This window comes from Caulobacter sp. GW821-FHT10E02, assembly GCF_059415225.1.
Map to the genome: position 1 here is coordinate 978,300 of NZ_JBWKMV010000002.1, position 21,976 is coordinate 1,000,275.

Annotated in this window: 22 protein-coding genes; 15 read left to right on the top strand and 7 right to left on the bottom strand. The window is 68.7% G+C overall.

Translation table 11 applies throughout. The features are described 5' to 3' along the window. Nucleotides 1-23: 23 nt before the first annotated feature. The 3 genes from rfaE1 to queG all read left to right on the top strand — a co-directional run bounded on the left by rfaE1 (nucleotide 24) and on the right by queG (nucleotide 3,377). Complete coding sequence (gene rfaE1, locus AC07NI_RS14495) at nucleotides 24-1,475, top strand: D-glycero-beta-D-manno-heptose-7-phosphate kinase (protein ID WP_494620214.1); 1,452 nt, start codon at nucleotides 24-26, stop codon at nucleotides 1,473-1,475. A 116-nt stretch (nucleotides 1,476-1,591) separates the two neighbouring features. Further along, entirely contained in the window at nucleotides 1,592-2,278 is a 687-nt protein-coding gene (fzlA, locus tag AC07NI_RS14500) for an FtsZ-binding protein FzlA (protein ID WP_494620216.1), read from the top strand. Next, nucleotides 2,259-3,377, top strand: coding sequence for a tRNA epoxyqueuosine(34) reductase QueG (gene queG, locus AC07NI_RS14505; RefSeq protein WP_494620218.1), 1,119 nt, complete (start codon nucleotides 2,259-2,261; stop codon nucleotides 3,375-3,377). Before fzlA ends, queG begins: the two co-directional genes overlap by 20 nt. Before the next feature lie 4 nt (nucleotides 3,378-3,381). Here the strand turns inward: queG and AC07NI_RS14510 are convergent, their stop codons facing one another. Beyond that, a complete protein-coding gene (locus AC07NI_RS14510; RefSeq protein ID WP_494620220.1) occupies nucleotides 3,382-4,251 on the bottom strand; it encodes a UTP--glucose-1-phosphate uridylyltransferase in 870 nt (289 codons plus the stop codon). A 164-nt stretch (nucleotides 4,252-4,415) separates the two neighbouring features. Between AC07NI_RS14510 and bamJ the strand changes: the two genes are divergently transcribed. After that, nucleotides 4,416-4,913: a BamJ family beta-barrel-assembly machinery protein gene (gene bamJ / locus AC07NI_RS14515; protein ID WP_494620222.1), complete on the top strand. Its 498-nt coding sequence runs from the start codon at nucleotides 4,416-4,418 to the stop codon at nucleotides 4,911-4,913. A gap of 6 nt (nucleotides 4,914-4,919) precedes the next feature. Here bamJ and AC07NI_RS14520 read toward each other — a convergent pair whose 3' ends face one another. From AC07NI_RS14520 to rfbC, 3 genes are all read right to left on the bottom strand, one after another. Next, the gene (locus tag AC07NI_RS14520) at nucleotides 4,920-6,122 is read right to left on the bottom strand and encodes a threonine ammonia-lyase (RefSeq protein ID WP_494620224.1); all 1,203 of its coding nucleotides are present in this window, start codon (nucleotides 6,120-6,122) and stop codon (nucleotides 4,920-4,922) included. A gap of 63 nt (nucleotides 6,123-6,185) precedes the next feature. Then, nucleotides 6,186-7,085, bottom strand: a complete 900-nt coding sequence (locus AC07NI_RS14525) for an alpha/beta fold hydrolase (protein ID WP_494620226.1) — start codon at nucleotides 7,083-7,085, stop codon at nucleotides 6,186-6,188. 4 nt (nucleotides 7,086-7,089) lie between these two features. Further along, nucleotides 7,090-7,653 carry a dTDP-4-dehydrorhamnose 3,5-epimerase gene (gene rfbC, locus AC07NI_RS14530; RefSeq protein ID WP_494620228.1) on the bottom strand — a complete coding sequence of 188 codons (564 nt, stop codon included), beginning with the start codon at nucleotides 7,651-7,653 and terminating at the stop codon, nucleotides 7,090-7,092. A gap of 37 nt (nucleotides 7,654-7,690) precedes the next feature. Here rfbC and AC07NI_RS14535 point away from each other — a divergent pair, with 37 nt between their 5' ends. Then, a complete protein-coding gene (locus tag AC07NI_RS14535; protein WP_494620230.1) occupies nucleotides 7,691-8,731 on the top strand; it encodes a glycosyltransferase family 2 protein in 1,041 nt (346 codons plus the stop codon). On the opposite strand, the gene argE is transcribed toward AC07NI_RS14535, so the two are convergent. Then, nucleotides 8,691-9,872: an acetylornithine deacetylase gene (gene argE, locus AC07NI_RS14540; RefSeq protein ID WP_494620232.1), complete on the bottom strand. Its 1,182-nt coding sequence runs from the start codon at nucleotides 9,870-9,872 to the stop codon at nucleotides 8,691-8,693. The two genes, AC07NI_RS14535 and argE, sit on opposite strands and share 41 nt — an antisense overlap. Before the next feature lie 101 nt (nucleotides 9,873-9,973). Between argE and AC07NI_RS14545 the strand changes: the two genes are divergently transcribed. The 6 genes from AC07NI_RS14545 (at nucleotide 9,974) to AC07NI_RS14570 (ending at nucleotide 15,945) form a co-directional block, all read left to right on the top strand. Continuing rightward, nucleotides 9,974-10,609 carry a glutathione S-transferase family protein gene (locus tag AC07NI_RS14545; RefSeq protein WP_494620234.1) on the top strand — a complete coding sequence of 212 codons (636 nt, stop codon included), beginning with the start codon at nucleotides 9,974-9,976 and terminating at the stop codon, nucleotides 10,607-10,609. A 90-nt stretch (nucleotides 10,610-10,699) separates the two neighbouring features. Further along, on the top strand, nucleotides 10,700-11,542 hold the full coding sequence (gene purU, locus AC07NI_RS14550) for a formyltetrahydrofolate deformylase (RefSeq protein ID WP_494620236.1): 843 nt from the start codon (nucleotides 10,700-10,702) through the stop codon (nucleotides 11,540-11,542). 94 nt (nucleotides 11,543-11,636) lie between these two features. Further along, on the top strand, nucleotides 11,637-12,704 hold the full coding sequence (rfbB, locus tag AC07NI_RS14555; RefSeq protein WP_494620238.1) for a dTDP-glucose 4,6-dehydratase: 1,068 nt from the start codon (nucleotides 11,637-11,639) through the stop codon (nucleotides 12,702-12,704). Further along, nucleotides 12,704-13,564 (top strand): dTDP-4-dehydrorhamnose reductase, encoded by an 861-nt coding sequence (gene rfbD, locus AC07NI_RS14560; RefSeq protein WP_494620240.1) that lies wholly within the window; start codon nucleotides 12,704-12,706, stop codon nucleotides 13,562-13,564. The genes rfbB and rfbD overlap by 1 nt, the downstream gene beginning before the upstream one ends. A 124-nt stretch (nucleotides 13,565-13,688) precedes the next feature. Further along, complete coding sequence (gene rfbA / locus AC07NI_RS14565) at nucleotides 13,689-14,573, top strand: glucose-1-phosphate thymidylyltransferase RfbA (RefSeq protein WP_494620242.1); 885 nt, start codon at nucleotides 13,689-13,691, stop codon at nucleotides 14,571-14,573. A 94-nt stretch (nucleotides 14,574-14,667) separates the two neighbouring features. Beyond that, a complete protein-coding gene (locus AC07NI_RS14570; protein ID WP_494620244.1) occupies nucleotides 14,668-15,945 on the top strand; it encodes a serine hydrolase domain-containing protein in 1,278 nt (425 codons plus the stop codon). Here AC07NI_RS14570 and AC07NI_RS14575 read toward each other — a convergent pair. Continuing rightward, nucleotides 15,942-16,382, bottom strand: coding sequence for a COG3650 family protein (locus AC07NI_RS14575; protein WP_494620246.1), 441 nt, complete (start codon nucleotides 16,380-16,382; stop codon nucleotides 15,942-15,944). The two genes, AC07NI_RS14570 and AC07NI_RS14575, sit on opposite strands and share 4 nt — an antisense overlap. 47 nt (nucleotides 16,383-16,429) lie before the next feature. Between AC07NI_RS14575 and AC07NI_RS14580 the strand changes: the two genes are divergently transcribed. The 4 genes from AC07NI_RS14580 to AC07NI_RS14595 all read left to right on the top strand — a co-directional run bounded on the left by AC07NI_RS14580 (nucleotide 16,430) and on the right by AC07NI_RS14595 (nucleotide 20,259). Then, entirely contained in the window at nucleotides 16,430-17,557 is a 1,128-nt protein-coding gene (locus AC07NI_RS14580; protein ID WP_494620248.1) for a DNA cytosine methyltransferase, read from the top strand. Between the two features lie 71 nt (nucleotides 17,558-17,628). Next, nucleotides 17,629-18,615: a cysteine synthase A gene (cysK, locus tag AC07NI_RS14585; RefSeq protein ID WP_494620250.1), complete on the top strand. Its 987-nt coding sequence runs from the start codon at nucleotides 17,629-17,631 to the stop codon at nucleotides 18,613-18,615. A 5-nt stretch (nucleotides 18,616-18,620) separates the two neighbouring features. Then, a complete protein-coding gene (locus AC07NI_RS14590) occupies nucleotides 18,621-19,802 on the top strand; it encodes an FAD-dependent oxidoreductase (protein ID WP_494620252.1) in 1,182 nt (393 codons plus the stop codon). Between the two features lie 10 nt (nucleotides 19,803-19,812). Further along, nucleotides 19,813-20,259 (top strand): very short patch repair endonuclease, encoded by a 447-nt coding sequence (locus tag AC07NI_RS14595; protein WP_494620254.1) that lies wholly within the window; start codon nucleotides 19,813-19,815, stop codon nucleotides 20,257-20,259. Here the strand turns inward: AC07NI_RS14595 and AC07NI_RS14600 are convergent. Then, nucleotides 20,205-21,959: an ATP-binding protein gene (locus AC07NI_RS14600; protein ID WP_494620257.1), complete on the bottom strand. Its 1,755-nt coding sequence runs from the start codon at nucleotides 21,957-21,959 to the stop codon at nucleotides 20,205-20,207. The two genes, AC07NI_RS14595 and AC07NI_RS14600, sit on opposite strands and share 55 nt — an antisense overlap. Nucleotides 21,960-21,976: the final 17 nt, after the last annotated feature.

Sequence of the window (21,976 nt, forward strand, 5' to 3'; positions counted from 1 at the left end):
GCGTGTGAGAGTACGGAAGCCTTATGGACGACGCCCTCTCCCATCTCCCCCGCGCCTTCGCCGGCAAGACCGTGCTGGTCCTCGGCGACGTGATGCTGGACCGCTTCATCTATGGCGCGGTCGATCGCATCTCGCCCGAGGCGCCGGTGCCGGTGATCGCGGTCGAGAAGGAGACCGCCATGCTGGGTGGGGCGGGCAATGTCGCCCGCAACGTCGCCGCCCTCGGCGCCAAGGCGGTGCTGATCGGCTTGGTCGGCAAGGACGACGCCGGCGCGGCCCTGCGCGGCATGATCGACGCCGAGCCGGGCCTGGAGGCCGAGCTGGTCGCCGATCCCCAGCGCCGCACCACAGAAAAGGTCCGCTACATCTCCGGCTCGCACCAGATGCTGCGCGTCGATCGCGAGGACCGGGGTCCCGGCGACGCCGCCACGCTGCTGGCCGCCTTCAAGACGCATCTGGCCGCCGCCGATGTCGTGGTGCTGTCGGACTACGCCAAGGGCGTGCTGACGGTCGAGGTCGTGCGCGGCGCGATCGACGCCGCCCGCGCCGCCGGCAAGCCGGTGATCGTCGACCCCAAGAGCCGCGACTTCGCCCGCTATGACGGCGCGACCCTGATCAAGCCCAACCGCAAGGAGGCCGCCGAGGCCACGGGCGTCACCGACAATACCGACGAAGCCTCCGAGGACGCCGGCGCGGCGATCCTGGCCATGGCCCCGGGCCTGGACGCGGCCCTGATCACCCGCGGCGGGGCCGGCATGACCCTGTCGGTGCGCGGCCAGCCCCACGTTCACCTGCCCGCCACGGCCATCGAGGTGTTCGACGTCTCCGGCGCCGGCGACACCGTGGCCGCGACCCTGGCCCTGGCCGTGGCGGCGGGCGCGAGCCTCGCCGACGCCGCGCATCTGGCCAACCTGGCCGGCGGCCTGGTGGTGGCCAAGCTGGGCACCGACGTCGTCACCGCCGCCGAACTGACCGCTGTCGCGGTCTCGGCCCAGGGCGAGCCGGGCGAGATCAAGATCGCCGACCGCGAGCAGGCCAAGGCGATCGTCGAGGGCTGGCGGGCGCGCGGCCTGAAGGTCGGCTTCACCAACGGCTGCTTCGACCTCCTCCACCCCGGCCATGTCTCGCTGCTCAGCCAGGCCAAGGCCGCCTGCGACCGGCTGATCGTCGGCCTCAACACCGACGCCTCGGTCTCCAAGCTGAAGGGGCCGACCCGTCCGGTGCAGAAGGAAAGCGGCCGCGCCACGGTGCTGGCTTCGCTGTCGTCGGTCGACCTGGTGGTGCTGTTTGGCGAAGAGACGCCGCTGGAGTTGATCAAGGCCTTCCACCCCGACGTGCTGGTCAAGGGCGCCGACTACACGATCGAGACGGTGGTCGGGTCGGACATCGTGCTGGGCTATGGCGGCAAGGTCGTCCTGGCGGAGCTTAAGCAAGGCCAGAGCACCACGAACCTGATTGCTCGCATGAACAGCTGATCCCCAACAAAAGCGCCGCACAAAGGCCTGCTTTTCTTGGGTAAACCCCGTTCGGCAATCTCTTGTTAAGCAAAGCGGCGCATCGCTCTTTCGATGCAGCCTGAGCGCACCTGGGCATGAGCGTCGAACGCACCCTTCACCATTTCCCGCTTGATCCCGCCTCGCGACAGGTGCGTCTGGCGCTGGGCGAGAAGCGGCTGCCGTTCCTCGAGGTGCAGGTCCGCTACTGGGAAATGCCGCAGGAGTTCACCTCGCTGAACCCGTCGGGCATGCCGCCGGTGCTGGTCGAGACCCGCCATCAGCGCAACCTCGTCGTCTGCGAGACCCGGGCCATCCTCGAGCATATCGAAGAGACCGAGAGCGAGCCGGCCCTGCTGGGCCGAGACGCCAGCGAACGCGCCGAGGCCCGCCGCCTGCTGCAGTGGTTCGACCGCAAGTTCGACAACGAGGTCAACGGCTTCCTCCTGCACGAGAAGATGGAGAAGCGGCTGCTGCGGATGGGCGCGCCGGACCTGGCTGCCCTGCGCCAGGGCCGCGAGGCCTTGAAGATGCACCTCGGCTATATCGACGGCCTCTTGCAGACCCGCGACTGGCTGGCCGGTCGCCGCATGAGTCTCGCCGACTTCGCCGCCGCCGCGCACCTGTCGGTGATCGACTATTTCGGCGACGTGCCCTGGAAGGACTTCCAGACCGCCAAGACCTGGTACATGAAGCTGAAGTCGAGGCCGGCCTTCCGTCCGATCCTGGCCGACCGCTGGCCCGGCCTCGCGCCGGCCGCGCACTATGACGACCTCGACTTCTGAGCTGACGCCTCAAGGCATCAAGGACGAGATCCGCGCCGAGGCCCTGAAGCTAGGGTTCTCGACCTGCGGCTTCGCCGACGCGGCGGCAGCCTGGCCCAATGGCGAGTGGCTGAAAGCCTTCGTCGAGGCCGAGCGCCACGGCGACATGGGCTGGATGGAAGAGACGCTGGAACGGCGTTCCCACCCCACCGCCATGTGGACCGACGCCAAGTCGGCGGTGGTGCTGGGCGTCAACTACGGCCCCGACATCGATCCGCTGGAGCAACTGGCGCGCGGCGACCACGCGGCCATCTCGGTCTACGCCCAGGGCGACGACTATCACGACGTCATCAAGAAGCGCCTGAAGCTGCTGGCCGGCTGGATGCACCGCCGGTTCGGCGAGGACGTGAAGGTGTTCGTCGACACCGCGCCGCTGATGGAGAAGCCGCTGGCGCAGCGCGCGGGTCTTGGCTGGCAGGGCAAGCACACCAACCTGGTTTCGCGCCAGTTCGGCTCGTGGCTGTTCCTGGGCAGCGTGCTGACCACTCTGGACTTGCCGCCCGACGAGGCCGAGGTCGATCACTGCGGCCGGTGCAGCGCCTGCCTGGACATCTGCCCGACGAAGGCCTTCCCGGCTCCGCGCCAGCTGGATGCGCGGCGGTGCATTTCGTACCTGACGATCGAACTGGCCGGTCCGATCCCGGCCGAGTTCCGGCCGGCGCTGGGCAACCGGATCTATGGCTGCGACGACTGCCTGGCGGTCTGCCCGTGGAACAAGTTCGCGTCGCTATCGAGTGAGGCCAAGCTGCAGGCGCGCCAGGAGCTGCGCCAGCCGACCCTGGCCGAACTGGCGGTGCTGGATGACGCCGAATTCCGGGCTTTGTTCTCGAAGAACCCGATCAAGCGGATCGGCCGCGATCGCTTCGTGCGCAACGTGCTCTACGCGATCGGCAACAGCGGCGATGCGGCGCTGATGGCGGTGGTCGAGCCGCTACTGGCCGACCCCGCGCCCGTCGTGCGCGGCGCGGCCGCATGGGCCGCGCGACGTCTGCTGGGGGAGGGCGCCTCGGCGCTGAAGCGCGCCGAGGACGATCCCGAGGTGCTGGCCGAGTGGGCCTAGAGGCCTACTTCAGCAGGTCTTCGATGGCGGCGCGGGCGGCGACGCCCAGCTCCGGATTGGCCAGGGCCAGGGCGACATTGGCCCGCAGCAGGCCGATCTTGTCGCCGCAGTCGTAGGTGACGCCTTCGTATTCCAGGGCGTGGAAGTCCTGGCTGGTCAGCAGCTTCAGCATCGAGTCCGTCAGCTGGATCTCGTTGCCGGCGCCCTTTTCCTGGCTGGCCAGCAGGTCGAAGATCTCGGGCTGCAGGATGTAGCGGCCGCTGATGAACAGGTTCGACGGCTCGGTGCCCTTCGGCGGCTTCTCGACCATGCCGGTCATGCGGTTCAGGCGGCCGTCCTGGCCGTCCAAGGCGACGATGCCGTACTGGTGGGCCTGGCCCTCGGGGCAGGGCTCGACCACGACGATGTTGCCGCCGACCTGGTCATAGGCCTCGATAGCCTGGGCAAGGGCGGACTTCTGGGCGTGCATGACCATGTCGGGCAGCATGACGGCGAAGGGCTCGTCGCCGATGATGTCGCGGGCGCACCACACCGCGTGACCCAGGCCCAGGGGGGCCATCTGGCGCACGAAGCTCATCTCGCCCGGCTTGGGCAGTTCGGCCAGCAGCTCGTCGAGCAGGGCGGTCTTGCCCTTGGCGGCCAAGGCGGCTTCCAGCTCGACCTGGTGGTCGAAATAGTCCTCGATCGCGCCCTTGTTGCGGCCGGTCACGAAGACGAAGTGCTCGATGCCCGCCGCGCGGCCTTCGGCGATGATGTAGGACAGGATCGGCCGGTCGACGACGTTCAGCAGTTCCTTCGGGGTGGTCTTGGTGCCGGGCAGCACGCGGGTGCCAAAGCCGGCGACGGGAAGGACGGCTTTACGAACGGGTTTCATGAGCAACTCGTCTGGTGTTTGGGAGGCTGTTTCTAGGAGGGGCAGCGGGCGAAAGCCACCACTGTTCCGTGAAATCTCGGCCAAGTCTTGATGATGCGGGTACGGAGATGGATTTCCGGGCGGTCCGTGTTAGCTGGGTGACCTGATCGTTCGAGGTTCTTCCCATGCATCGCCGCGCTGTCTTCGCCACCCTCGCCGCCGCCGGTCTCGTCCTGGCCGCCTGTGGACCCAGCAAGAAGGCGCAGGAGAACCTGACCGTCGCCGACGACTTCATGGCCAAGAACGCCAAGGAGCCCGGCGTCGTCACCCTGCCGGAAGGCCTGCAGTACAAGGTGGTGCGCGAGGGGGCGAACGGCGGCATGCATCCGACCAAGGCCGACGAGGTCAAGGTCCACTACGAAGGCAAGCTGCTGGACGGCACGGTGTTCGACTCGAGCTACGAGCGCGGCGTGCCGGCGGTGTTCCCGCTGGACGGCCTGGTGCCGGCCTGGGTCATCGCCCTGCAGCGCATGAAGGCCGGCGACGAGTGGATGCTCTACGTGCCGCCGGCCCTGGGCTATGGCGCGCAGGACAAGGGCCCGATCCCGGCCAACAGCGTGATGATCTTCCGCATCGAACTCCTGGGCGTGAACCGCCTGGGCCCGGGCAAGCCTAAGGAATAACCCGCTTTAGACGACCCGCGGCGGGTAACCCTTATCGCGCAGGGCGTTCATGACGTCTTGCGTGTGCTGGGCGTCGCGGGTCTCGATGGTGATGTCGAACTCCGCGCCCTTGGCGGGGACGTCCAGGGCCAGGCGGTTGTGGTTGACCTCGATGATGTTGGCGCCCATCGCGCCGATCTCGTGGGCCACGGTCGACAGCAGGCCCGGACGGTCGTCGCCGATGATCCGCAGGCTGATCAGGCGCTGGGCGCGGACCAGTTCGCGGGTCAGCACCGAGGCCAGCAGGCGGGTGTCGATATTGCCGCCGCACAGGATCAGGCCGCACTTCTTGCCCCGGAAGCGTTCCGGATAGGCCAGCAGCGCCGCCAGCGAGGCCGCGCCCGCGCCCTCGGCAATGGTCTTCTCGACATTGCAGTACAGCGCCACGGCCTGTTCGATGTGCGGCTCTTCCAGCAGCAGCACATCGTCGATCAGCGGGCGGGCGACGCCATAGGTCAGCTCGCCGACTGTCTTGACCGCCACGCCTTCGGCGATCGTCTGGCCGCCGCAATGGGCGGTGATGCCGCGCATCTTGGCGGTGAACGACGGATACATCGCCGGCTCGCAGCCGATGATGTGAATGTCGGGTTTGATCGCCTTGGCCGCGGTGGCCACGCCGCTGATCAGGCCGCCGCCGCCGATCGGCACGGGCAGCACTTCCAGGTCCGGCACGTCTTCCAGCATTTCCAGGGCGATCGTGCCCTGGCCGGCCATGATGTCGTAGTCGTCGAACGGATGGACGAAGGTCAGGCCCTGCTCTTCGCGCAGCTTGCGGGCGTGGGCGTTGGCGTCGTCATAGGTCTCACCCTCGATGACCACGGTCGCGCCGAAGTCGCGAGTGTGCTGCACCTTCACGAAGGGCGTGGTCTTGGGCATGACGATGGTGACCGGCACGCCCAGGCGGGCGGCGTGGTAGGCGAGGCCCTGGGCGTGGTTGCCGGCGCTGGCGGCGATGACGCCCTTGGCCTTCTCGGCGTCCGAGAGCAGCATCAGCTTGTTGAGCGCGCCGCGCTCCTTGTAGGCGGCGGTGAACTGCAGGTTCTCGAACTTCACCCACACCTCGGCGCCGGTAATCTTCGACAGCGTCTTGGAGTGGCGGCACGGCGTGCGCTCGATCTGACCCTTCAGGCGGCCGGCGGCGGCTTGGATGGCGGCGAGGTCGAGGGTCATAGGTGCTCCAGCACGAGAACTCGCCGGGGCTCTAACACGGCCGCACCGTCCGGGCACACCCCTTTAGGGCGCGACCTCCAGCAGGTTTTCTATCGCCGCCCAGGCTTCCGGTTCGGTCAGCATCGGGGCGTGGCCGACGCCGGGGACCTCGGCATAGGCCATGTGAGGCGCGGCGGCCTGCATGCGCTCGGCGATGGCGGGGTCGATCAGGTCGGAGATCCCACCGCGCACCAGCAGCAGCGGGCGGTCCTTCGCCAGGGCCCGGAACAGCGGGTACATGTCGGGCGGGGCCAGCGCGGCGCCGCCTTCGGCCTGGGATTTAGCGGCGGCTTCGGCGGCGGCCTTGATCGGGGCGGCGATGTCGGGGTCGTAGGCCAGGACGAACGCGCCGTCGGCCCCATCGAACAGGCGGCGGGCGAAGGCGTCCCAGTCCTCGGGGCCGTAGCTTGGGAAGGCGGCCTCGTTGATCGCCTTGGCGTAGGCGACGGCGGCGTCCCAGGTCTCGAACCGGCTGGCCATACCGGTATAGCCGGCTATGCGGGCCAGGCCGACGGGCGACAGCTCGGGGCCGACATCGTTCAACACCGCCGCCGCGATCGCCTGGGGCATGATCGAGGTCAGCACCAGGGTGATCAGCCCGCCCATGCTGGTGCCGACGAACACCGCCTTGTCGATCCGGGCGGCCTGGAGCAGCGAGACGACATCGGCGGCGTAGGTCCCCGGATGGTAGTTCATCGGGTTCGGATCGCGCGCCGACAGACCTCGGCCGCGCACGTCGACCGCCAGCACGCGGCGGCCTGTTGCGGCGATCTTCGGGGCCAAGTCCTCGAAGTCACGGGCGTTGCGGGTCAGGCCGTGGATGCAGATCACCGGCAGCTTCGTGGCTTCACCGACGGGGGCGTAGTCGCGGGCGTGCAGCGGCAAGCCTTCGTGCGAGGTCCAGAAGAAGTCGGTGAAGCTCATTGGGTCAGGCCTCGTACGTGAAGGGCGACTCGATCTCGCTCAGTAGCGGGGCTGCGTTGTCGCGGTCGTTGGCGGTGATCTCCGAGACCGGCACCGGCCAGTCGATGCCGATGGCCGGGTCGCTCCAGCGCACCGCGCCCTCGGCGGCCGGGGCGTAGTAGCCGGTGACCTTGTAGAGCACTTCGCAGGCGTCGGTCAGGGTGACGTAGCCGTGGGCGAAGCCCTTGGGCACTAGCAGTTGCTGGCGGTTCTCGGCCGACAGCTCGGCCCCGACCCACTGGCCGTAGGTCGGCGAGCCTTTGCGGATATCGACCGCGACGTCGAAGATCGCCCCGACCACGCAGCGCAGCAGCTTGTCCTGGGCGTGGGGCGGCTTCTGGTAGTGTAGGCCGCGCTGGATGCCGCGCGTCGTGGAGCGGACATGGTTGTCCTGGACGAACGCGGCCTTAAATCCAGCTTCCTCCAGCGCCGACTGGCGGAAGGTCTCGGAAAACCAGCCACGCTCATCGCCATGGCGCGCGGGCGTGATAAGCAGCACTTCGGGGATCGCCAGCGGCGTGATCTTCATGACGCGTGATTTGCCTTGAGAAACGAACCGGCCACCGATGCCGCCTGAAGCCTCCGAAAACAACCCCGCGCCGGCTGTCACGGTAATCATCGTCTCGTATCAGAGCGGTCCGACCCTGGAGCCCTGCCTGGAAAGGCTGGCGGCCCAGACCTTCCGCGACTTCGAGACGATCCTGATCGACAACGCCTCGACAGACGGCGCGCCGCAGGCGGCGGCCAAGGCCCATCCGTGGGTCGATTTCGTCGAGGCGGGCGCCAATCTGGGCTTCGCGGCCGGCAACAACTTCGCGGCCCGGCGGGCCAAGGGCCGCTGGCTGGTTTTGCTCAATCCCGACGCCTATGCCGAGCCCGAGTGGCTGGCCGAACTGATGGCCGGCGCCCTTCGCCACTCGACGGTGAAGAGCTTCGCGTCCTTGCAGCTGTCGGCCGACCGGCCGGGCCTGCTGGACGGGGCCGGCGACAACGTCACCAGCGCCGGCATACCATTCCGAGGCGGGTATGGCCGCCGCGAACCGGCGGTCCTACCCGAGGGCGAGGTGTTCTCGGCCTGCGGCGCGGCCATGCTGGTCGACCGGGAGCTGTTCCTGGAGGTCGGCGGCTTCGACGAGCGGTACTTCTGCTACTGCGAGGACGTCGATCTGGGCTACCGCCTGCGGCTCTACGACTATCCGACCCTGCTGTTGCCCAAGGCCAAGGTCGCTCACGTCGGCTCGGCCAGCACCGGCGTGCGGTCGGACTTCTCGATCTTCCATGGCTCGCGCAACCGCATCTGGACCTTCGTCAAGAACACGCCGGGCTGGCTGTTCCCGGTGACCCTGCCGTTGCATGTGGCGGTGACGGCTGGGCTTTTGCTGCTGCATTGGCGACGTGGCGACGTCGCGCCGGCGATCCGAGGCATCAAGGCGGCGTTGAAGCGCGAGGACCTGGACCAGGTGTTCGCCGACCGCCGTGCGATCCAGGCCAAGCGCAAGGCCTCGCCGGCCGCGATCCTGCGGGTGATGTCCATCGACCCGGCGGCGTTCGTCGGCCGCCGGTTCGTTATCCGGCGCTGGAAAGGTCCTCGATCAGCCGGCGCATGAACGCGGCCCCGCGCTGCATCTGGCTGACCTCGACATACTCATCTGGCTGGTGCGCCTGGTCGATCGAGCCTGGGCCGCAGATCACGGTCGAGAAGCCCGCGCCCTGGAACTGTCCGGCCTCGGCCGCATAGGGCACCACCCGCGCGGGACCGTTGTCGCCGGCCAACTTGCGGGCGAAGGTCTCGGCGACGCCGTCCTCTTCCGGCGCGAAGGCAGGGGTCAGCGAGCGGCGCTCGACCTTGACGCCGCCTTCGGGGGCCTTGGCCTTGATCTCGGCGTCCATCGCCTCGGCGGCGGCGAAGAACTCGGCCAAGATCGTCATCGGATCCTGGCCGGCCGGCGTGCGCAGATCGAACAGGAACTTGCACTCGCGAGCCAGGATGTTGCCGGCCGTGCCGCCATGGACCATGCCGACCGTCAGGGTCGCGCCCTTGGGCGTGAACGGTGAGGCGGGGTCGGCCTCGCGCTCCAGCTTTTCCGACAGCGCGACCAGCATCGCCATCAGCTTGATCGCGACCGTATTGGCCGAGACGCCCAGGTGGGTGAGGCTGGAATGGGCCTCGCGGCCGGTGACCGTGACCGTGAAGGTGGCGATGCCCTTGTGGCCGCGCACGGCGACCATGTCGGTGGGCTCACCGACCACCACGAGGGCCGGGCGGGGCAGCTCGGTGGCGATGACCGCGATCATGTCGGGCGCGCCCAGGCAGCCGACCTCCTCGTCATAGGAGAAGGCCAGGTGCACCGGCTTGTTCAGCGTCGCCTTGGCCAGGTCAGGCGCGGCGGCCAGGGCCAACGCCAGGAAGCCCTTCATGTCGCAGGTCCCGCGACCGTAGAGCCGGCCATCCCGCTCGGTCAGCACCCACGGATCGCTGGACCAAGGCTGGCCGTCGACCGGCACCACGTCGGTATGGCCCGACAGCACGACCCCGCCCTCGACCGCCGGGCCGATGGTGGCCATCAGGTTCGACTTGGTCCCGTCGGCGTTGGGCACCCGGCGGGTCGGCACCTGGAGGTCGGCCAGATAGGCCTCGACCCACTGGATCAGCTCCAGGTTCGAGCGGCGCGAGGTGGTGTCGAACGCCACCAGCTTGGCCAGGATGTCGACGGCGAGTTCAGACAAGACTTCGGATGAGGAAACCATGATCAGAGCCTAGACCGCTTCTCCGGTCGCCGCCTACCCGCGCGCAGCAAGATCGCCAGGCCGCGCGTTGTTGATCCCAAAAGCGAGCAGGGAACGCCACCATGATCGACCTCTACACCTGGACCACGCCCAACGGCCGCAAGGCCTCGATCATGCTGGAGGAGATCGGCCTGCCGTACCGGGTCCACCCGGTGAACATCGGCAAGGACGAGCAGTTCGACCCGAAGTTCCTGGCCATCTCGCCCAACAACAAGATCCCGGCCATCGTCGATCACGACGCGCCGGGTGGCCCGCAGACGGTGTTCGAGAGCGGCGCGATCCTGATGTATCTGGCCGAGAAGACCGGCAAGTTGCTGGTCCCGAGCGGTCCCGAGCGCTGGGCGGCGCTGGAATGGACCTTCTGGCAGGTCGGTGGGCTGGGTCCCATGGGCGGCCAGTACGGCTATTTCGCCTTGCGGGCCAAGGAGAAGGTACCGGCCGCCATCGACCGCTTCGGCGACGAGGTCACGCGCCTGCTGGGCGTGATGGACCGGCGGCTGAACGACCACCCTTGGCTAGCCGGCGAGCACTTCTCGATCGCCGACATCGCCAGCTACGCCTGGACCAAGTCGATCCTGGAGGGGATGGCCAAGGCCGAGCCGGACCGCGAACCGGGCGTCCCGGCGGTCGAGGCCTGGCTGAAGGCGGTGGGCGACCGTCCGGCCGTCCAGCGGGGCATGGCCGTGCCGCAGGTTTAGGAAAACTCCCGTCGCCCGAGGAAAATCAGCCTCGCCTGACGCGTTCAGCCGCTTTTCTTCGGCGATACAGTTCTCTAGAGGGAGCTGACCATGATCCTGACCCTCTCCTGCCCCGACCAGCGCGGCATCGTCGCCAAGGTGTCCGCCTTCCTCTTCGAGCGCGGCTGCAACATCCTCGACGCCCAGCAGTTCGACGACCAGGAGACCGGTCAGTTCTTCATGCGCGTGGTGTTCGACGCCGATGGCGCGGATCGCGCCGAGCTGCGCGAGGCGTTCGCGACCTTGGCCAACGCCTTCAAGATGAAGTGGACGCTACGCGACCGCGCCGAGCGCTATCGCGTGCTGCTGCTGGCCAGCAAGTTCGACCACTGCCTGGCCGACCTCGTCTATCGCTGGAGGATCGGCGAGCTGCCGATGGACATCGTCGGGGTGGTCTCCAATCACCCGGCGCAAACCTACGAGCATATCGACCTGTCGGGCCTGGCCTTCCACCACATGCCGGTGACCAAGGAGACCAAGTTCGAGCAGGAAGCCGAGCTCTGGAAGCTGATCCAGGAGAGCAAGACCGACATCGTCGTCCTCGCCCGCTACATGCAGGTGCTGTCGGACGGCCTGTCGGCCAAGCTGCAAGGCCGCTGCATCAACATCCACCACTCGTTCCTGCCGGGCTTCAAGGGCGCCAAGCCCTACCACCAGGCCCATGCGCGCGGCGTGAAGCTGATCGGCGCCTCGGCCCACTATGTGACCGGCGACCTCGACGAAGGTCCGATCATCGAGCAGGACGTCGAGCGCATCAGCCACCGCGACACGCCGGAAGACCTGGTCCGCAAGGGCCGCGACATCGAGCGCCGCGTCCTGGCGCGCGCCCTGCGCTACCGCCTGGAGGACCGGGTGCTGCTCAATGGTCGCAAGACCGTGGTCTTCACGGATTAAGGGTCACGTACCCAGGTTTCGACCCTGGCTGTTGCGCGTACACTAAAAACTGGAGTAGGGGGCTCTTCCCCGACGTCCGAGAGCTTTTCAGCGTATGTCGCAGCAGAATCTTCGCGTGATGGTGACCGGCGGGTCGGGCTTCATCGGCTCGGCCGTGTGCCGCCATCTGGCCGGCCAGAACGACGTCGCGATCCTCAACTATGACAAGCTGACCTACGCCGCCTCGCCGGCCAGCCTGGCCATGCTGGAGGGCAAGGCCGACTACCAGTTCGTGCAGGGCGACGTGGCCGATGCCGCGGCGGTCTCGGCCACAATCAAGGCGTTCCGCCCCAACGTGGTCATGCACCTGGCCGCCGAGAGCCACGTCGACCGTTCGATCACCGGCCCCGGCGACTTCGTCCAGACCAACATCGTCGGCACGTATGTGATGCTGCAAGCCGCGCTGGAGCACTGGCAGGGCTTCGAAGGCGCCGAGAAGGAGGCTTTCCGCTTCCACCACATCTCGACCGACGAGGTGTTCGGCAGCCTGGGCGCCGAAGGGCTGTTCAGCGAGACCACGCCCTACGATCCGCGCTCGCCCTATTCGGCCTCGAAGGCCTCGTCCGATCACCTGGCCCGCGCCTGGCATCACACCTACGGCCTGCCGGTGGTGGTCTCCAACTGCTCGAACAACTACGGGCCCTATCACTTCCCCGAGAAGCTGATCCCGCTGGTCACGCTGAACGCCCTCGAAGGCAAGCCGCTGCCGGTCTACGGCAAGGGCGACAATGTCCGCGACTGGCTGCACGTCGAGGACCATGCCCGCGCCCTGCACCTGATCGCCACCAAGGGCGTCCCCGGCGAGAGCTACAATGTGGGCGGCCGCAACGAGCGGACCAATCTCCAGGTCGTCGAGACGATCTGCGACGTGCTGGACGAACTGCGCCCGATCGCCGGCCAGCGCCGCCGCGACCTGATCACCTTCGTCGCCGACCGCCCGGGTCACGACGCCCGCTACGCCATCGACGCCACCAAGCTGGAGACCGAGCTGGGCTGGCAGGCGCAAGAAACCTTCGACACCGGCCTGCGCAAGACCATCCAGTGGTACCTCGACAACGAGGCCTGGTGGGCCCCGCTGCGCGAGCGCTATGCCGGCCAGCGTCTGGGACTGAAGACCGCCTGATGCGTATCGCCCTCTTCGGCGCCAACGGCCAGCTGGGGTCGGACCTCGTCGTGCTCGCCGCCCAGCGCGGCCTGGACCTGACAGCCGTGACCCGCGCCCAGGTGGACGCGGCCGATCCGGCGGCGGGCTTCGAAAGCCTGGACTTCGACGTCGCCATCAACTGCGTGGCCGTCACCAAGGTCGACGCCTGCGAGACCGATCCGGCGCCCGCCGTGGCCATCAACGCCCACTTCGCCGGCCGCCTGGCCAGGGCCTGCGCCGCCAAGGGCGCGCGGTTGGTGCAGGTCTCGACCGACTATGTCTATGGCGGCCAGGCCCAGCGTGAGCCCCTGACCGAGGCCGTCGGCCGCGCGCCGGTCAATGTCTATGGCGCGACCAAGGCCCTGGGCGAGGACCTGGCGAAGCTTGAGCATGACGACGTCATCGTCGCTCGCGTCGCCTCGCTGTTCGGCGTGGCCGGGGCCAGCGGTAAGGGCGGCAACTTCGTCGAGACCATGCTGAAGTTCGGCAAGGAGCGCGGCCGCCTGACCGTCGTCGCCGACCAGGTGATGTCGCCGACCGCCAGCCTGGACGCCGGCGAGGCCATCCTCGACCTGATCGCCGCCAAGGCCCCGGCGGGCGACTATCACGTCGTCAATTCGGGCGTGGCCAGCTGGTGCGAATTCGCGGAAGCGATCATCGCCAAGGCCGGCGTCGCCGCCGAGGTCGTCCCGATCCCGACCCGCCAGTTCCCGACCCCCGCCCGCCGGCCGCCCTACAGCGTTCTGTCGAACGCCAAGTTGGTCGCCGCGATCGGTCGTCCGATGCCGGACTGGTCGACGGCGCTCGACCGCTATCTCGGGACCAAGGGGCATGTTTGAGCCCCAATCGGCCCAGAAATCTCCAGAATCATCGCGTTGAAGACACAACCCCTGAAACTAAGGGCTCACGTCGCCGTGAATTCCGCTCTAGGTTTCGACCGTCAGGATTGAAGAAGAAGACGTAATGAAGGGTATCATCCTCGCGGGCGGGTCGGGCACGCGCCTCCATCCCGTGACCATGGCGATCAGCAAGCAGCTGCTGCCGGTCTTCGACAAACCCATGATCTACTATCCGCTGTCGGTGCTGATGATGGCCGGCGTGCGCGATGTCCTGATCATCTCGACCCCGCGCGACCTGCCGCTGTTCGAGGGCCTGCTGGGCGACGGCGCCAAGTGGGGGATCAACATCACCTATGCCGAGCAGGCGAGCCCGAACGGCCTGGCCGAGGCCTATCGCATCGGCGCGGACTTCGTCGGCAACGAGCCGTCCGTGCTCGTTCTCGGTGACAACCTGTTCTACGGCGCGGGCCTGGGCCGCATCCTGCAGGGCGCCAAGGAGCGCTCCAAGACCGGGGCCAGCGTCTTCGCCTATTTCGTCAACGACCCGCAGCGCTATGGCGTCGTCGAGTTCGACACCGCCGGCAAGGCGGTGTCGATCGAGGAGAAGCCGGAAAAGCCGCGCTCGAACTGGGCGGTGACCGGCCTCTATATGTACGACCATCGCGTCGTCGATTTCGCCCGCGACCTGAAGCCGTCGGCGCGGGGCGAGCTGGAGATCACCGACATCAACCGCCTCTATCTCGAGGCCGGGGACCTGTCGGTCGAGCGCATGGGCCGCGGCTTCGCCTGGCTGGACACCGGCACCCACGACAGCCTGCTGGAGGCCTCGGAGTTCGTGCGCACCCTGGAGCACCGCCAGGGCCTGAAGATCGGCTGCGTCGAGGAAGTGGCCTACCAGAACGGCTGGATCTCGACCGAGCAGCTGATGGGCCTGGCCCACGACTTGGCCAAGTCGCCCTACGGCGCCTATCTGAAGCTGGTCGCCACCCAGGAACGCGATCTCACCTGATCCCAGGCTGATCTACGACTACGACACGCTGGAAAACCGCCCCAACGTCAGCGACAGTCCCGCGCAGTCATAAGAAGCGTTCGGGGAAGGCCACGTGTCCAAGAAGATCATCCTCGCCGCGATCGCGGCGACGCTGCTGGCCGTTCCGGCCGCGCCGGCCTTGGCGCGTCCCGCTCCGACGGCTGAAACCGTTGCTCCCGTCAAGATCGACAAGGCCCGGATCGACGCGGCCCTGAAGGCCATGGTCGACAGCGGCCGCGCCGTCGGCGTCTCGGCCCTGGTCTGGCAGGACGGCCAGGAGCGCTATTTCGGGACCGCCGGCATGGCCGACCGCGAGGCCGGCAAGCCGATGCGCCGCGACACGCTGGTGCAGATCTTCTCGATGACCAAGCCGGTCACCGGCGTGGCGCTGATGCAGCTGTGGGAACAGGGCAAGTTCGGTCTGGACGACCCACTGTCGCGCTACCTGCCCGAATTCGCCGAGATGAAGGTGATGGACGCGCAAGGCAAAGTCGTGCCGGCCAACCGTCCGATCCTGATCCGCGACGTCCTGCGCCACACGGCCGGCTTCTCGTACGGCGGGCGCGGCCTGCCGGCCGACAAGGTGTTCGCCACCGTCGACCCGCTGAACCTGAAGAACGATCTCGCCGAATTCAGCCGCCGCCTGGCCACCGTGCCGTTGCTCTACCAGCCCGGCGAGCAGTGGAGCTACAGCGCCGCCGTCGACGTCCAGGCCCGCCTGGTCGAGGTGTTGAGCGGCCAGCCGTATGAGGCCTACGCCAAGGCCCACATCCTCGATCCGCTGGGCATGAAGCAGACCGGCTGGACCCAGCCCGAAGCCGCCTTCGCGCGCCTGGCCGCCACCTACAACAAGGGCGCGGACGGCAAGCTGGCCCGCCAGGACGACGCCGAGACCCGCAAGCTGAACTTCGACCCCAGCCGTCGCCTGACCATGGGCGGGGCGGGCCTGGTCGCGCCGATCGACGACTACGCCCGCTTCTCGCGGATGCTGCTGAACGGCGGCGAGCTGGACGGCGTGCGGATCCTCAAGCCCTCGACCATTCGGCTGATGAGCACGGATCATCTCGACGCCCGGGTCACCGAGAAGTGGTGGCTGCCCAGCAAGGGCTCGGTCGGCTTCGGCTTCGACTTCGCGGTCCGCAAGAGCCAGCCCAAGACGGCCGAGGAAAACCGCGGCGCCACCGGCGAGTTCTTCTGGGACGGCCGCGAGACCACGCTGTTCTGGGTCGATCCGGCCAACAAGCTGACGGCGGTGTTCTTCGTCCAGACCTTCCCGTTCGAAGGCACGCTGCATCGCGACTTCCGCGCGGCGGTCTATGGACCGAACTATCTGGGTCCGAAGGGCGACTAGGGCTTGGGCTGAGCGGCCAGGTCCTGGGTCTTCGAGGCGCAGCCCCGCAGGGTTTCGCCGTCGATCCAGACCTCGGCCGAATAGCCGTAACGGCGGTCGGACATGCCGTCCGAGCAGTCGCCGGGCGTCAGGCGCAGCACGAGCCGCTGCTTGTCCACCGTGCCGTCCCATACGCCCTGGTCTCCGTCGGCCCGCACGCCGGGATTGGCGGTGGCGACCTCGGCGTGGTCTGGACGGGCCAGGGTCATGCTGGCGGCGCGGATCTTGAGGGTCCAGAACGGCTCGGTCCCGACCGCGTCGAAGTCGCCGCTGTAGTCGGGCCCCACGGTCACCGGCGCGTCGGCCGGCGGCGGGGCGCTCTCGTTCGAGCCCAGCGGCGCGTCGCAGGCGGCCAACAGGACTGTGGAAAGAGCGGCGATCAGGACGGCGGTGCGCATGTCTCTGGCTATCCCGGCTAGGCCCGGTGAGGCTAGACTCCGCTTCGATGAATCGCACCGGCCAACACGCCTTCCTTGAATTCTTCGCCGGCGGCGGCATGGCGCGCCTCGGCCTGGGCGAAGGCTGGTCCTGCGCATTCGCCAACGACTTCGACGCGGTGAAGGCGGCGACCTATCGCGCCAACTTCCCGGGCGACGCCGAGGATCACTTCCACACGGGCGATGTCTTCGAGCTGGCCGCCGACGCCCTGCCGAGCGCGGACCTGGCCTGGGCGTCCAGCCCCTGCCAGGACTTCAGCCTGGCCGGGGCCCGCGCGGGCCTGGCGGGCGGCAAGTCGTCGGCCTTCTTCGGCTTCTGGACCCTGATGAAGGCGCTGTCGGCGCAAGGCCGCGCCCCGCCGGTGATCGTCATCGAGAACGTCGTGGGCCTGCTGACCTCGCACCACGGCGACGACTTCACCGCCCTGTGCGGCGTGCTGTCTGAAGAGGGCTACCGTTTCGGAGCGCTGGAGATCGACGCCGGCGCCTTTGTCCCGCAGTCACGGCCCCGCGTTTTCGTGGTCGCCACCCGCCTGCCGACTGGCGAGCTGGAGGGCTCCAGCGCCTTCCACACCCGCGCCGTGCGCGAGGCCGCCGCGCGGCTGCCCGAGGACCTGCAAGCGAGCTGGATCTGGTGGGGCGTCCCGTCGCCGCCAGCCCGCAACACCGATCTGGCCGTCATGCTCGAGCCCGACACGGCCGTGGCCTGGAATCCTCCCGAGCGCACCGAGGCCCTGCTGGCCCTGATGGCCGACAGCCACCGCCAGGCGGTCGAGACGCGGCGCCAGGCCGGCGGTCGTTCGGTCGGCGCGGTGTTCCGCCGGATGCGCGGCGGCGAGCAGCGGGCCGAGGTGCGGTTCGACGGTCTCGCGGGTTGCCTTCGCACCCCGCGCGGGGGCTCTTCCCGCCAGACCCTGCTGGTCATCGAGAACGGCGAGGTCCGCTCGCGCCTGGTCAGCCCGCGCGAGGGCGCGCGCCTGATGGGCCTGCCCGACAGCTACGCCCTGCCGCGCTCGCAGACCGCCGGCCTGCAGGTGATCGGCGACGGCGTCGCGGTCCCGGTGGTGCGCTGGCTGGCGCAAAGCCTGCTGGAGCCCCTGCTCGATAGCAAAACTGCAAGCCTCGCCGCCGAATGACCCGCTGACAGTCCCCGCTTCGGGGGCTAGTGTGCGGCCGCTTCCCGCAACCTAAGGCTCTGGGTTCTCAGATGGACGACGCTTCCTCCCTCTATGACGCCGCGCGTTTCAAGCGTGCTGGTCGCGGCAAGATCTACGACTCGATCATCGACACCATCGGTGACACGCCGCTGATCCGCCTGCCGCGCCTGTCGGCCGAGCTGAAGCCCAAGGGCGAGGTGCTGGCCAAGCTGGAATTCTTCAACCCGATCGCCTCGGTCAAGGACCGCATCGGCGCCTCGATGATCGAGTCCCTGGAGGCCCAGGGTCTCCTGAAGCCGGGCGCGACCATCATCGAGCCGACCTCGGGCAACACCGGCATCGCCCTGGCCTTCGTGGCCGCCGCCAAGGGCTACAAGCTGATCCTGGTCATGCCCGAAAGCATGTCGATCGAGCGCCGCAAGATGCTGCTGCTGCTGGGCGCCAAGCTGGAGCTGACCCCGGCCGAGAAGGGCATGCGCGGCGCCGTCGCCCGCGCTCAGGAGCTGATCGAGGCCACGCCGGGCTCGGTCATGCCGCAGCAGTTCGAGAATGGCGCCAACCCGCTGGTCCACCGCGTCTCGACCGCCGAGGAAATCTGGAACGACACCAACGGGACGGTCGATGCGGTGGTCTCGGGCGTCGGCACCGGCGGCACGATCACCGGCGTCGGCCAGGTGCTGAAGGCCCGCAAGCCGTCGCTGAAGATGGTCGCCGTCGAGCCGGAAGCCTCGGCCGTGCTGTCGGGCGGCGCGCCCGGCCCGCACAAGATTCAGGGCATCGGCGCGGGCTTCGTGCCGGGCGTGCTGGATCGCGGCGTGATCGACGACATCGTTCAGGTCAACAATGACGACGCCTTCGCCATGGCCCGCCGCGCGGCGGCGTCCGAGGGCCTGCCGGTCGGCATCAGTTCGGGCGCGGCCCTGACCGCCGCCTTCGACCTGGCCCTGCGCGACGAGTACAAGGGCAAGGTGATCGTGGCGATCATCCCCAGCTTCGCCGAGCGCTATCTGTCCACGGCGCTGTTCGAGGGGCTCTGACACCCTTGCGGATCGGCGTCGTCGGGTGCGGCGTGGGCGGCATGGCCGCCGCGCTTGCCCTGGCGCGCCCCGGCCACGCCGTCACCCTGCTGGAAGCCTTCGCCGCCCCGCGTCCGCTGGGCTCGGGCCTGCTGTTGCAGCCGACCGGCCTGGCGGCGCTGAAGGCGCTGGGCCTGGACGAGGCCATCCGCGCCGCCGGGGCTCGCGTCGACAAGCTGGAAGGCCAGGACACGCGCGGCCGCCGGGTCATGGATCTCGACTACGGCGACTGGCGGGCCGGCGCGCATGGGGTCGGCATCCACCGGGCGGTGCTGTTCGACACCCTGCATGACGAGCTGGCACCGGCCGGAGTCGAGGTCGTCACCGACGCCCGCATCGTCCGCATCGAGAACCCGGCCAAGCCGGTGCTGCACGACCAGCACGGCCGCGTCTTCGGCCCGTTCGACCTGGCCATCGTCGGCGATGGCTCGGCCTCGACCTTGCGGACCACCGTGCGGCCCAGCGCGCGGGCGCCGGTCTATCCGTGGGGCGCGGTCTGGACCGACGCCGCCGATCCCGAAGGCCGCTTCGCAGGGGCCCTGCGACAGGTCTATCACCGCGCCGAGGTGATGACCGGGGTCCTGCCGATCGGGCGAGATCAGGTCAGCCTGTTCTGGTCCGTGCCGGTCAAGGCCATGGACGCCTTCCTGGCCGGCGACTTCGAGACCTGGCGGCGCGAGCGACTGGGCGGGCTGTGGCCCGACGCCGCCGCCCTGCTGGAAGGCCGCGAGGACTGGGAAGGCTTCTCCCGCGCTATCTATCGTGACGTGTCGGTCGGGCGTTGGAACCGCGAGGCCTGCGTGCTGATCGGCGACGCGGCGCACGGCACGAGCCCGCAGCTGGGGCAGGGGGCGAACCTCGCTCTGGTCGACGCCGTCGAGCTGGCCGCGCGTCTCGACCGTGATCACCGCCCGACCGCCGTTGCCGTCCGCGCCTGGCAGGAAGACCGGCGACGCCACACTGGCATCTATCAGCTGACCTCCAAGGCCTTGACGCCGCTCTTCCAGGCCCACGGCGCGTTCTGGCCCCTGATGCGGGACTGGTTCTTCACCCCGATGTCGCGTTGGCCGGGCCTCAAGAAGCTGGGCGTGCTGCTACTGACCGGGACCTTGCGCCTGGGCCGCTTCCCGCCGGAAACACGCCCTTGAGTGTTTTGGCATGACCACCGACGTCTACGACAAGGCCAAACGCTCGGCCGTCATGGCCCGCGTGAAGAGCAAGGACACCACGCCGGAGAAGGCCCTGCGCCGCATCCTGACGGGCCTGGGCGCGCGTTACCGCCTGCATCGCAAGGATCTGCCCGGCAATCCGGACCTGGTGATGCCGGGCCGCAAGCTGGCCTTCTTCGTCCATGGCTGTTTCTGGCACGGGCACGACTGCGCGCGGGGCTCGCGCGTGCCGAAGGCCAATCGCGACTACTGGCTGGCCAAGGTGGCCCGCAACGTCGCCCGCGATGAACGGTCGATCGAGGCGCTGAAGACAGCCGGCTGGCGGGTCGAGGTGATCTGGGAGTGCGACTTTAAGGACGAAGCGGCCCTGACCGCCCGCCTTCAGGCCCTGCTGACCAGCACGTCAGAGTCTTCGACCGCGCCCGCCAGCACCTGAGCCAGGGCGCTGAACAGCTCGACCGGGTCGATCGGCTTGGCGACATGGGCGTTCATGCCGGCGTCGATACAGGCCGCCCAGTCCTTGGGCGTGGCCGAGGCGGTGACGGCGATGACCGGGATGTCGCGGTTGGGGCCGTTGCTGGCCCGCAGCTGGCGGGTGGCCTCGCGACCGTCCATGCCGGGCATGTAGAGGTCCATCAGCACCGCGTCGAAGACCTCCGCGGCCAGTAGCTCCAGCGCCTCCTCGCCGGATTCGGCCAGGGTGGCGTCGACGCCGAACGGTTCCAGAACCAGCTCGATGGCCCGGCGGTTGACGACGTGATCGTCGACGACCAGCACCCGCAGGCCGGTGATCGAGCGGCCCTCCTCCTCGACGCGCGGCGCCTCGGCCGGGTCCAGGGTCGCGGTCAGGGTGAAGCGAGCGCCGTCGCCTGGCGCACTGGCGGCGGTCAGGTCGCCGCCCATCAAGCGGGCCAGCTCGCGGCTGATCGCCAGGCCCAGGCCTGAGCCGCCGTGCTGGCGAACCACCGAGGCGTTCAGCTGGTCGAACGGTGTGAACAGCCGGGGCAGGGCGGTCTCGGCGATCCCGGGACCGGTGTCATGCACCGTGATCGAAAGCAGCAGCTGGTCGCCGACAGGACGGGCGTCCAGCACGACGGTGACCGCGCCGCGCTCGGTGAACTTGATGGCGTTGCTGAGCAGGTTGTTCAGCACCTGCTTCAGGCGCATGGCGTCGCCGCTCGTCCAGCGGGGCAGGCTGGCCGCGCCGGTGACCCGTAGCCGCAGGCCCTTGCGCGCGGCCTCGGGCCGCCAAAGACGCAGGGTGTCCGACAGGCTCTGACGCAGGTTGAACGTGGTCTTCTCGACCGACATCCGGCCGGCTTCCAGCCGCGAGAAATCCAGCAGGTCGTTGAGCAGGGTGCGCATCAGGCCGCCGGCGTCGGTGATCAGCTGAGCGTGGACCTTGGAGCTGGCCTCGGGGACCTCGCTGTGCAGGCGCGCCGCGCCGGCCAGGATGGCGCTGATCGGGGTCCGCAGCTCGTGGCTGATCATGGCCACGAAGGCGGACTTTGCGGCGACGGCTTCCTCGGCCTCATGGCGGCGGCGTTCGGCCTCGGCCTTGGCGTCGGCCTCGGCCTTCAGGGCGGTGCTAAGGGTGCGGGCGGCCACGGTGACCGAGACGATCATCAAGAGCGCCCCGAACCACAGCATGTCGGCGAGATTGGCCCCCGGATTGGCCGCCTTGGCCACGAACGGGACGATCAGCAGATAGAGGGCGTGTGGCGCGGCGGCCATCAGGGTGGCCGAGCGGTTGCCAGCATTGACCACCACGACGTTCAGCAGTGCCCCGGCCAGCAGCATGCCGCCCAGGGTGGGGGCGAAGCGGATGTGGGACGCGAACAGGATGATCGACAGGGCGCCGAACGCCGTCGAGGTGATGGCCGGCGCGACGAAGGCGGCCCAGCGGCGCCAGGTGGCGACGGGCGCGCCCGGGTTGAACGCCAGAGGACGTCGCACCCACAGCTCGAATGTGTAGCAGAGCGTGTAGATCGACGCCCACACCCAGCCCCAGGCCGGACGCATATAGATCTGCAGCATCGCGGCGATGACCAGGGTGGCGCCCAGGCGCAGATAGGTGTTCGCACGCCGCGAAGCCGCGGCGCGAGCCACATCCCCCTGAACTCCAGTCCTCGACATGGACGCCTGACACCCCC

Excerpts from the sequence above, each read along its gene's own strand:
- rfbD (WP_494620240.1), top strand. The coding sequence starts at position 12,704 with ATGCGTATCGCCCTCTTCGGCGCCAACGGCCAGCTGGGGTCGGACCTC.
- AC07NI_RS14520 (WP_494620224.1), bottom strand. The coding sequence starts at position 6,122 with ATGACCCTCGACCTCGCCGCCATCCAAGCCGCCGCCGGCCGCCTGAAG.
- argE (WP_494620232.1), bottom strand. The coding sequence starts at position 9,872 with ATGGTTTCCTCATCCGAAGTCTTGTCTGAACTCGCCGTCGACATCCTG.
- rfbA (WP_494620242.1), top strand. The coding sequence starts at position 13,689 with ATGAAGGGTATCATCCTCGCGGGCGGGTCGGGCACGCGCCTCCATCCC.
- bamJ (WP_494620222.1), top strand. The coding sequence starts at position 4,416 with ATGCATCGCCGCGCTGTCTTCGCCACCCTCGCCGCCGCCGGTCTCGTC.
- AC07NI_RS14575 (WP_494620246.1), bottom strand. The coding sequence starts at position 16,382 with ATGCGCACCGCCGTCCTGATCGCCGCTCTTTCCACAGTCCTGTTGGCC.
- AC07NI_RS14600 (WP_494620257.1), bottom strand. The coding sequence starts at position 21,959 with ATGTCGAGGACTGGAGTTCAGGGGGATGTGGCTCGCGCCGCGGCTTCG.
- AC07NI_RS14525 (WP_494620226.1), bottom strand. The coding sequence starts at position 7,085 with ATGAGCTTCACCGACTTCTTCTGGACCTCGCACGAAGGCTTGCCGCTG.
- AC07NI_RS14510 (WP_494620220.1), bottom strand. The coding sequence starts at position 4,251 with ATGAAACCCGTTCGTAAAGCCGTCCTTCCCGTCGCCGGCTTTGGCACC.
- rfbB (WP_494620238.1), top strand. The coding sequence starts at position 11,637 with ATGTCGCAGCAGAATCTTCGCGTGATGGTGACCGGCGGGTCGGGCTTC.
- AC07NI_RS14545 (WP_494620234.1), top strand. The coding sequence starts at position 9,974 with ATGATCGACCTCTACACCTGGACCACGCCCAACGGCCGCAAGGCCTCG.
- queG (WP_494620218.1), top strand. The coding sequence starts at position 2,259 with ATGACGACCTCGACTTCTGAGCTGACGCCTCAAGGCATCAAGGACGAG.
- AC07NI_RS14595 (WP_494620254.1), top strand. The coding sequence starts at position 19,813 with ATGACCACCGACGTCTACGACAAGGCCAAACGCTCGGCCGTCATGGCC.
- purU (WP_494620236.1), top strand. The coding sequence starts at position 10,700 with ATGATCCTGACCCTCTCCTGCCCCGACCAGCGCGGCATCGTCGCCAAG.
- fzlA (WP_494620216.1), top strand. The coding sequence starts at position 1,592 with ATGAGCGTCGAACGCACCCTTCACCATTTCCCGCTTGATCCCGCCTCG.
- cysK (WP_494620250.1), top strand. The coding sequence starts at position 17,629 with ATGGACGACGCTTCCTCCCTCTATGACGCCGCGCGTTTCAAGCGTGCT.
- AC07NI_RS14535 (WP_494620230.1), top strand. The coding sequence starts at position 7,691 with ATGCCGCCTGAAGCCTCCGAAAACAACCCCGCGCCGGCTGTCACGGTA.
- AC07NI_RS14580 (WP_494620248.1), top strand. The coding sequence starts at position 16,430 with ATGAATCGCACCGGCCAACACGCCTTCCTTGAATTCTTCGCCGGCGGC.
- rfaE1 (WP_494620214.1), top strand. The coding sequence starts at position 24 with ATGGACGACGCCCTCTCCCATCTCCCCCGCGCCTTCGCCGGCAAGACC.
- rfbC (WP_494620228.1), bottom strand. The coding sequence starts at position 7,653 with ATGAAGATCACGCCGCTGGCGATCCCCGAAGTGCTGCTTATCACGCCC.